General features: G+C 39.7%; 7 protein-coding genes and 1 tRNA gene. 4 read left to right on the forward strand and 4 right to left on the reverse strand.

Features of this window, described 5'->3' with window-relative positions; all coding sequences use genetic code 11:
• Window positions 1-324: 324 nt before the first annotated feature.
• The 3 genes from V7266_RS01525 to V7266_RS01535 all read right to left on the reverse strand — a co-directional run bounded on the left by V7266_RS01525 (window position 325) and on the right by V7266_RS01535 (window position 2453).
• Complete coding sequence (locus V7266_RS01525) at window positions 325-768, reverse strand: exosporium protein C (protein ID WP_335465471.1); 444 nt, start codon at window positions 766-768, stop codon at window positions 325-327.
• A 675-nt stretch (window positions 769-1443) separates the two neighbouring features.
• Window positions 1444-1517 (reverse strand) — tRNA-Arg (locus V7266_RS01530).
• A gap of 195 nt (window positions 1518-1712) precedes the next feature.
• Window positions 1713-2453 carry a YwaF family protein gene (locus tag V7266_RS01535; protein ID WP_335465472.1) on the reverse strand — a complete coding sequence of 247 codons (741 nt, stop codon included), beginning with the start codon at window positions 2451-2453 and terminating at the stop codon, window positions 1713-1715.
• Between the two features lie 230 nt (window positions 2454-2683).
• On the opposite strand from V7266_RS01535, the gene mutS reads away from it, so the two are divergent.
• Together mutS and mutL are read left to right on the forward strand one after the other, a co-directional pair.
• Entirely contained in the window at window positions 2684-5302 is a 2619-nt protein-coding gene (gene mutS / locus V7266_RS01540; RefSeq protein WP_335465473.1) for a DNA mismatch repair protein MutS, read from the forward strand.
• Between the two features lie 14 nt (window positions 5303-5316).
• Window positions 5317-7248, forward strand: coding sequence for a DNA mismatch repair endonuclease MutL (gene mutL / locus V7266_RS01545; RefSeq protein ID WP_335465474.1), 1932 nt, complete (start codon window positions 5317-5319; stop codon window positions 7246-7248).
• 84 nt (window positions 7249-7332) lie between these two features.
• Here the strand turns inward: mutL and mreBH are convergent, their stop codons facing one another.
• A complete protein-coding gene (mreBH, locus tag V7266_RS01550; RefSeq protein ID WP_335465475.1) occupies window positions 7333-8340 on the reverse strand; it encodes a rod-share determining protein MreBH in 1008 nt (335 codons plus the stop codon).
• A 306-nt stretch (window positions 8341-8646) separates the two neighbouring features.
• Here mreBH and miaA point away from each other — a divergent pair, with 306 nt between their 5' ends.
• Together miaA and hfq are read left to right on the forward strand one after the other, a co-directional pair.
• The gene (gene miaA, locus V7266_RS01555) at window positions 8647-9603 is read left to right on the forward strand and encodes a tRNA (adenosine(37)-N6)-dimethylallyltransferase MiaA (protein WP_335465476.1); all 957 of its coding nucleotides are present in this window, start codon (window positions 8647-8649) and stop codon (window positions 9601-9603) included.
• A 26-nt stretch (window positions 9604-9629) separates the two neighbouring features.
• Window positions 9630-9860, forward strand: a complete 231-nt coding sequence (gene hfq / locus V7266_RS01560) for an RNA chaperone Hfq (protein ID WP_335465477.1) — start codon at window positions 9630-9632, stop codon at window positions 9858-9860.
• Window positions 9861-9929 lie beyond the last annotated feature (69 nt).

Genomic DNA, 9929 nt, shown 5'->3' on the forward strand with positions numbered 1-9929 from the left:
ATTCGGGTTATAGTTCATAATCTAAAATAGGAGGTTCTTTCTATTTTTCTTTAATTCCCCTCAGCAGTTCATCAAGCTTATTACTTTTTCTTAATTCTTACTAGTAAGCATTAAGATTTCCTTACTGGTTAAACTAACGAAAGCCTGCTCAATGAAGTGGTATAATTCATGGTGCATGATTTGAATGAATATTAATGAATATGGGGAGGGCAAAATAATGTTTCAATTGTCCAATCGTTTGAAAGATTTTTTAAAAAAACTATACCCCCAAAAATAGGGTATAGTATGATCATTTGATTATTGGAAGTCTAGGATTTTCAACTATCACTTATCATCCCACTCATCACGAGCTATTGCTAAACCACTAAACGAGATTGGTCCTACAACAGCTGCTTCAGTGCCATCGGTAATATTTTCAGCGGTCACTCGATAAAGATGTGTTCCTTGTCTTACATTCGTGTCAATACCCTGGAATGTCACAATGTAATTAACCTCTGATTCAGGATCCGATTCTACTCCCTCTTGAGTTCTAAAGATTTCTGTTCCATCACGAAAGATTTTAAATAAAATTTGTGATGTACCACTTATCCCTCTAACTCCAACTGTGGCAATTAATTCTACATGATTTTGATTGGAAAACCCTCTTGGTATAGTTATATTGATAGATGCTAGTACAACACGTCTCGAAGAATGAGGGATAGCAATTGGGTTATTATTGTTAACCCTTCGAATTGGTTCTGTTGCTTGATAATCAATAATACGAACCATTTTTTCACCCCCTTGACCTTTTATCTTATAAAATATGTGGTTATGTAAAATTTTGTATGGACAAACATTTAAAAAAACAACTTTTTGCTTAAAAGATAAATAACTTTCTATTCCAAAGAGCTTTGATGTTAAGATAAGCTCATTTTTTTTAGATTTATGAAGAAAATTGTTCAACTAGCGTGGCATTTAATTGATGAAGACTGCCTTTTGCAGTCTTTTTATTTATTGTTTCACTAGAACATACGTTTGTATAAAATAGTGCCAAAGAGAAATGAGTAGATAGGACAATACGTGATATCGGAATGGTTAAGTGGCAAGCTGCGTTTCCGGAATTGTTGAAGTCTTATCGTAATTTATGGTGGGATACTGAGCGAATAGAGAGCATGAGGCCGAGGAATTTGATTCGCGAATTGATTACGCAACGTATGTGGGACATACTGCGACTGTCGGACTTCAGGAGAGGCTTTTCCTCCTCTTGCTCCGATAAATGTCCGTCTCATACGCTTATTGACTCCTCCTATACTGTCACCGGAAGGTCCTACAGTTACATGTCGACGTCCTAAAGCCGCAAAAACCACGGACTAAAGCGTACTAAAAAAGCGCTATGTCTGCGATATGTCTCCGAAAGATTGTCCGGATACCAAACCGCGATACATAGCGCTTTCTATAACGATACGTCCCAAAGAGGATTCGAACCTCCGACCTACAGTTTAGGAAACTGTTGCTCTATCCTGCTGAGCTATTGGGACAAGTTAATAAAAAATACTTTGTTCCTACACATAATTAGTAAACCCGTCCTGATCTCAGTATGATTACGCTAGAAGCAGCTCGATCAGTACGCTGAAGTAAACTCACCGTAGCAAATTCAAACGTGCTGAGCTATTGGGACAATAGGAACGTTATTAATTATAATAATTTAATTTAAAAAGGTCAATAAGAAGTTATTAAGGAATCGAGATACCCCTCTCCACTTCCGTTTTTTTTGCCGTTTTTTCTCGTAAAAGACCCCAAACAATTAAACTTAATGAAATTAATAAACCTTCTAACGATAATATATACCAAGGATAGGGGCCGAGTACATCTAGTAGGCTGGCACTGTTTGGCTTATGGCTTAAGAACATATAATTACCACCCACCAGATTATTTATGAGGATTATGATCGGCATTAAAATATTCAAAAAGATAAATAACTTCAAGACTGACCAAATGGTTGGCCTGTAGCCTTTCGTCCATGTAAAATAAAGCGGCACCCAAATGCTCATTAAGTGCGTATAAAAGAAATGGAAAAATCGGAAATGCGGGAAATCATAATTTAATAATGGCGTGAAAATGGCTTGTGACGCTCCTAATAAAGCTGTAAATAATAAAATCTCGTAAATGATCTTTCTTCTAGTCAACAATAAAAAAATATTTAAAATAAGGCTGATACTGCACAACTCTAGCGGAATCGCATGACTGATATCCCAACTGCCATTGATGAACATCCAGAAGTGATAGGTTATTTCTATGAAAATTAAAGAAATGGCTGCGCCAATCTCCCAATATCTCATCTTTTCTGATTTCAACTTATCTCTATATAAAAATATGCAAGTTGACACAGTCAATAGGAGGGCAATAATGAGAAAGTGACTAACGGAAAACATTTCAAAATGATAATTTTTAGAACTGCGTCCGAACCACCCCAAACGAACACCCCCTATATTTTGTACTTTACCATGCTTTGAATTAAGAAAAAGTCGAACGTTAGAAGAAGGAAAAATAAATTTACCCTTTAATTTGGCAAATTTTCAACGGGTGCCTGCCATGGGGCGTATATGATATAATAGTTTGTCGAAGTAAATCGAATTTAGGAAATGAACTGTATGGGGGAACAACCCATTTCAATAAAAAATGATTATTAACTCTGGAGGTCATTATGGCTGGTTATACGCCGATGATACAACAATACTTAACGATTAAGGCAGATTATCAAGATGCCTTTTTATTTTTTCGCCTAGGCGATTTTTATGAAATGTTTTTTGACGATGCCGTCAAAGCATCACAAGAATTAGAGATTACCCTGACGAGCCGTGAGGGCGGTTCGGAAGACCGAATCCCGATGTGCGGTGTGCCGTACCATTCTGCTCCCAACTATATTGAGCAGTTAATTTCAAAAGGCTATAAAGTAGCTATTTGCGAACAAATGGAAGACCCAAGACAAACAAAAGGGATGGTAAAACGGGAAGTTGTTCAGCTAATCACCCCTGGTACCGTAATGGATGGAAAAGGGTTAACTGACAAAGAGAACAACTACCTTGCTGCTATTACAGCCTTTGACGATCAAACCTTTGGCTTTGCATACAACGATATCTCAACTGGAGAGAGCCGGGTCACGCTTCTATCCAATAATTTTGATGAAGTTCTCAACGAATTAGCTGTCTTAAGTGCCAAAGAAGTCGTTGTTGGCAGTAATTTTGATGGGGAACTGCAAAAGAAGATGCGTGAACGCGATGTACTGGCGATTTCTTTTGAGGATAATAGTTCAATAGAAATGAACTTTGCCCACCTGCTTGAAGATTTGAATCAGGAAAAATTGAAACAAACCGCTGCAAGACTGTTTCACTATTTATTCCGGTCACAGAAAAGAAGTTTAGACCATCTTCAACCAGTGACGACTTATCAAATTCAGCAATATATGAAAATTGATTACTATTCAAAACGTAACTTAGAATTAACCGAGACGATCCGTTCAAAAGGTAAAAGGGGCTCCTTATTATGGCTGCTTGATGAAACAAAAACAGCGATGGGCGGCCGGATGCTAAAACACTGGATTGACAGACCTTTGATTCAGCAAGCTGAAATTGAGCAGCGTCATAATCTCGTTGATGTTCTAATCCAGCATTATTTTGAGCGCCAGGAGCTCCGTGAGAACTTAAAAGAAGTTTACGATTTAGAAAGATTAGCTGGCCGCATTGCCTTTGGTAATGTTAATGCCCGTGATTTAGTCCAGTTAAAACGATCCTTAATGCAAGTACCATTTATAAAACAAATTCTTTTTAGGATGCAAAATGAGCAAATGAACGAAATTGCTGAAAAGCTTGATCCATGTGAAGAAGTGACCGATCTGCTTGAGCAAGCGATTGTCGACAATCCACCGCTGTCCTTAAAAGAAGGAAATATCATTCGGGACGGCTATAATGAACAGCTTGACCAATATCGTGATGCAAGCCGGAACGGAAAAACCTGGATTGCCCAGTTGGAGCGGGAAGAACGCGAGAAAACGGGCATTAAATCCTTAAAAGTCGGCTATAATCGTGTGTTTGGATATTATATTGAAGTAACCCGTGCGAACCTTCACCTATTAACAGAGGGGCAATATGAACGGAAACAGACCTTAACGAACGCAGAACGATTTATTACACCTGAATTAAAAGAAAAAGAAGCATTAATTTTACAAGCGGAAGAAAAATGCGGCGAACTGGAGTATGATTTATTCACTGGAATCCGTGAAATGGTGAAAGAACAAATCCCTCGGCTTCAGGCATTAGCCAAGGCGGTCAGTGAACTGGACGTATTACAATGTTTCGCTCAAGTTAGTGAGGAACGCCGTTATGTAAAACCGCAATTTTCAAACGAACGCCGGGTAGTCATTAAAGAAGGACGTCATCCGGTTGTGGAGAAAGTATTAAATACACAAGAATATGTGCCCAACGACTGCTTAATGGATAGTGATCGTGAAGTCCTTCTTATTACAGGTCCGAACATGTCTGGTAAAAGTACGTACATGCGCCAAGTCGCTTTGATTGCTATTCTAGGGCAAATTGGTTGTTATGTTCCGGCCGCAGAAGCGGTACTGCCAATTTTTGATCAAGTGTTTACACGAATTGGTGCAGCGGACGATTTAATTTCCGGTCAAAGTACGTTTATGGTAGAAATGCTTGAGGCTAAAAACGCCATTGCGAATGCCACTCAAAATAGTTTAATCTTATTCGATGAAATCGGCCGGGGGACCTCGACCTATGACGGGATGGCCCTTGCGCAGGCCATTATTGAATACATTCATGAACGGATTGGGGCGAAAACTTTATTTTCCACCCATTATCATGAGTTGACCGTGTTAGATGAAGAGCTTTCTAAGTTAAAAAATATCCACGTAAGTGCGATTGAACATAACGGGAAGGTGGTCTTCCTTCATAAAATCAAGGAAGGTCCAGCAGATAAAAGTTACGGAATACATGTAGCACAGCTTGCTGAGCTTCCGGCTGAATTAATTAGACGGGCGAGTGAAATTTTAGCTGAATTGGAACAGACAGATGCCGAGCCGGCGCGGGTGAAAGTAGTGGTGGATCCACAAGTCCTAGAGGAAAAGATAGAAAAACCGGTTGAGAAACCTGCACAGTTATCCTTTTTCGATGAGCCGGCAGCAACGAAAAAAGCAGAGCCTTCCACTAAAGAAAAACGAGTCTTAGAGAAAATAAAAGAAATAGATTTATTAGATGTTACACCACTTCAAGCGATTAATCTGCTGTATGAGCTCCAGAAAAAGTTAAAATAAGGGGGGCGACTTGAATGGGAAAGATTATTCAATTAGATGAAATCTTATCCAATAAAATTGCGGCCGGAGAGGTAGTTGAGCGCCCGGCCTCCGTCGTGAAAGAACTCGTTGAAAATGCGATTGATGCTGGCAGCACCGTGATTGAAATTGAAATTGAAGAAGCCGGGCTGGCCAAAATCCGCATCATGGACAACGGTTATGGTATTGAAGAGGAAGATGTATTGCTCGCCTTCCAACGTCATGCCACCAGTAAGATTAAAAATGAAAACGACTTATTCAGGATTCGGACCCTCGGTTTCCGTGGTGAGGCCCTGCCCAGTATCGCCTCGGTTTCCAGACTTGAAATGAAGACTTCTACAGGAGAAGGTGCCGGAAACAGAGTCGTGATTGAAGGCGGAAAGGTCGAAGTGTTTGAAAAGGCTTCGGCTAGACGCGGAACTGATATCATTATTACCGATTTATTTTTCAATACGCCTGCCCGTTTAAAGTATATGAAAACCATTCATACGGAGCTGGGGAACATTACCGATGTAGTGAACAGACTGGCACTTTCACACCCTGAAGTTGCTTTTCGATTAATCCACAATGAGCGGAAATTGCTGCAAACAAACGGAAATAGTGATGTCCGTCAAGTATTGGCTGCGATATACGGGTTGGCCATTGCCAAACAGCTTGTCCCGATTTCTGGGAAATCCCTAGATTATTCAATTAGCGGTTTTGCGTCGATGCCGGAAGTAACAAGGGCTTCACGAAACTATATTTCAACGATGATTAATGGACGTTTTATCAAAAACTATGCTTTGGCTAAAGCGATTCAAGAAGGTTACCATACTTTGCTGCCAATCGGACGCTTTCCGATTGTGCTTCTTAATATTGAGATGGACCCGCTCTTGGTGGATGTCAATGTGCATCCATCAAAAATGGAGGTTCGGATTAGTAAGGAAGCTGAGCTGGATGAGCTTGTCACAACCATAATCAAAGATACGTTTAAATCGAAAATCTTGATACCGACTGCGTATTCCCCTATAAAAAAGGAAGAACCAAAATCAGAGCAAACGGCGTTTGTTTTGGACGAAGGAACTTCGAATACAAGTAAACCGATTGAAACTCCATGGGAGCGTCCTGTTTATAAGCAGGTGGTTCAGGAAGCCAATGCCATTCCGGTACCTCAATTTGAGACTACCCCAATTAAACAGGAGGTAACCGATTCTGCGAATGATTCTTATGCTTCTTATGAACCTTATGAGGAGTCGTTTGAACAGGAAGGTTTCAATCCTTTTTCAACACTTGAACGTGAACCAAATGAACATGAACCTCAATCCCAAGAAGGGTATGAGGCTCCTGACGAATCTAGTCCAAGTAGCAGGATCCCTCGTCTTTATCCAATCGGTCAAATGCACGGTACTTATATTTTTGCTCAAAACGAAAATGGCTTATATATAATTGACCAGCACGCTGCACAAGAAAGGTTGAAATATGAGTATTTCAGGGAAAAAGTAGGACAGGTTCAGTCAGAGCTGCAGGAAATGCTTGTTCCGATCACGTTGGAGTATTCAACAGATGAATATGTAAAAATAACCGAGAATCTTACTGAGTTAGAAAAAGTAGGCGTGTTTCTTGAGGATTTCGGCTTAAACAGTTTTATTGTCCGCTCCCACCCGCAATGGTTTCCTAAAGGGGAAGAAAAGCAAATCATGGAGGATATGATTGAACAGGTATTATTGATGAAAAAAGTAGATATTAAGAAGCTGCGGGAAGAGGCAGCAATTATGATGAGTTGTAAGGCCTCAATTAAAGCCAACCGTCATTTGCGTAACGATGAAATCCAAGCACTTCTTGATGACTTGCGAAAAGCATCAGACCCGTTTACCTGTCCTCATGGCAGACCGATTATTGTACACTATTCGATTTATGAGATGGAGAAGATGTTTAAAAGGGTTATGTAGAATTAATCTGTTGTGGACAAAACTGTCCTCAACTAAAAACCAATAAAGGGCTGCAGGAACAATCCTGCAGCCCTTTAAAATACTCTATTTTACACCAGCCTGAATTTTATTAATAAACTGAAGTGCCTGTCCGGTCCCAACCGCAACAGACTCTAGCGGATTTGGCGCAAGCTGTACCGGAACAAAAATTTCCTCACTCAACCACGCTTCCATTCCATTCAACAACGATCCTCCGCCAGTCAGAATCACACCTCTATCCACAATATCTCCACTCAATTCAGCGGGGCAATCCTCAAGCGTGGCCCGGATCGCCTCTAAAATATGGAGCAGCGATTCTCGAATGGCATTCCGAATCTCATAGGATGATAGTTTAATGGTTTTTGGTAACCCAGTTACCAAATCACGCCCACGGACATCCATGAATTTTTCTTCATGGTCAATCAGAGCATACGCAATTTCCATTTTAATATTTTCAGCCGTTCTCTCGCCTATCAACACGTTATATTCTTTGCGGACATGTTGAATAATATCATCGTCCAAACGATCGCCGCCAATTTTAATAGAATGACAGGCAACTACACCGCCGAAGGAGATAATCGCCACCTCTGTATTACCGCCGCCAATATCGACAACCACATTGGCCACCGGCTCATCAACAGGCAATCCTGCCCCAATTGCCGCAGCAACTGGCTCTTCAATTAAAGAAATCTTCTTCGCACCGGCATTGCGAACCGCATCCTGGATCGCTCGGCGTTCTACACTAGTGGACCCCGATGGAATCGAAACCACAACATTAGGTTTCCGAAGTGCGAAACCTAATTTTTTGGAAGCCTTTTTCATGACGGTTTTAAGCATTTCAGTGGTCACATCAAAATCAGCAATGACCCCATCTTTTAACGGACGAATCGCAATAATTCTTTCTGGAGTCTTACCAATCATTTCTTTCGCTTCAATTCCCACGGCAACTACTTTTTTCGTATCTGTATCCATCACCACAACGGAAGGCTCATTTAAGGCAATTCCTTTGTTTTTGCTATACACCAATATATTAGCGGTTCCTAAATCAATTCCTATATCAAAATTAGAAAGCATTCTTATTCACCTATTCCTAAAGTTTTAAATACATTAAAAGCTACGATTAAGCCTATCATGAATATGGGGGTAAAAGGCATTTTGTAAATGAACCGTTATCTGTTTGTAAACTTATCAATTTTTTTGTCATATTTTGAAGAAGTATGTTATAAAAATTTCATTTAACTGAAGATGCATAAGAAACAAATTTTTTGTGTATACTTGTTTGATGTTCTACTGCTTTTTAAATTTGTGTTACCATGAAGGGGTGGAAGCAGACGAATTAGCCTCCATCACTGAAAAACAGTATAAGGCAGTGAGAAAATAGTGGATTCTAAACAAAAATTATTAGTGATCATAGGTCCTACCGCAGTGGGCAAAACAAATCTTAGTATCGAAATGGCCAAACGCTACAACGGTGAGATAATCAGCGGGGACTCCATGCAGATTTATCGTGGTATGGATATAGGAACTGCAAAAATAACAAAAGAAGAAATGCAAGGTATCCCACACCATTTAATTGATATCAAGGAACCGGAGGAAAATTTTTCTGTGGCAGAATTTCAACTCCTGGTGCGAACTAAAATAAATGAGATTGCCAAGAAGGGAAAGCTTCCCATCATTGTTGGCGGGACAGGATTGTATATCCAGTCCGTCATTTATGACTATCAATTTTCAGATGTTTCTGGTGATGAAGCTTTTCGGCTTGAGTTAGAGAAAAGAGCAAATCAAATTGGGAATGACGCTTTGTATGAAGAATTACAAGCTGTTGACCCAGAGAGTGCTGCACACATCCATCCGAATAATGTCAGAAGGGTGATCCGTGCACTTGAGATCTTTCATTTAACAGGAAAAACGATGCAGGACTCCCAAAAAAAGCAGCAGCCGGATTTGATGTATAATACAGCGATTGTCGGGTTGATGATGGATCGTGAAAAACTTTATGAGCGTATCAACTTAAGAGTGGACATAATGGTTGAGAATGGACTGCTAGATGAGGTAAAATTCTTATACAACCAAGGCTTACATCATTGCCAGTCAATCCAAGCGATTGGTTATAAAGAGATTTATGGCTATTTAGATAGCAGGGTGACCTGGGAAGAAGCGGTTGAGCAACTGAAACAAAACTCTAGACGGTATGCAAAAAGGCAATTAACTTGGTTTCGCAACAAAATGGATGTACAATGGTTTGATATGACAAATGTGAACAATTCTCCCAAAAAAATAGAGGAAATTTCACATTATGTTGAAGGAAAGCTTCAAGTAAAATCGAATACATATTAGTAGAGATAAAAGAGGAGGATATACTAATGAAAACAACAATTAATATTCAGGACCAATTTTTGAACCAATGCCGCAAAGATAACACCAATGTAACGGTGTTCCTTCTAAATGGTTTTCAATTAAGAGGCCAAATTAAGGGCTTTGATAATTTTACTGTATTATTTGAATCTGAAGGTAAACAGCAATTAGTATTTAAGCATGCAATTTCTACTTTTGCCCCGCAGCGCAATGTCCAGCTTGATTTGGATAACCAATAAATAGACTGAAAATGGAGCCCGTAAGCCTGGGGCTCTTTTTTTATGAGTTGAGAAAGTATAAAAGTTTTT

The organism is Neobacillus drentensis, assembly GCF_036965645.1.
GTDB lineage: Bacteria > Bacillota > Bacilli > Bacillales > Cytobacillaceae > Neobacillus > Neobacillus drentensis_D.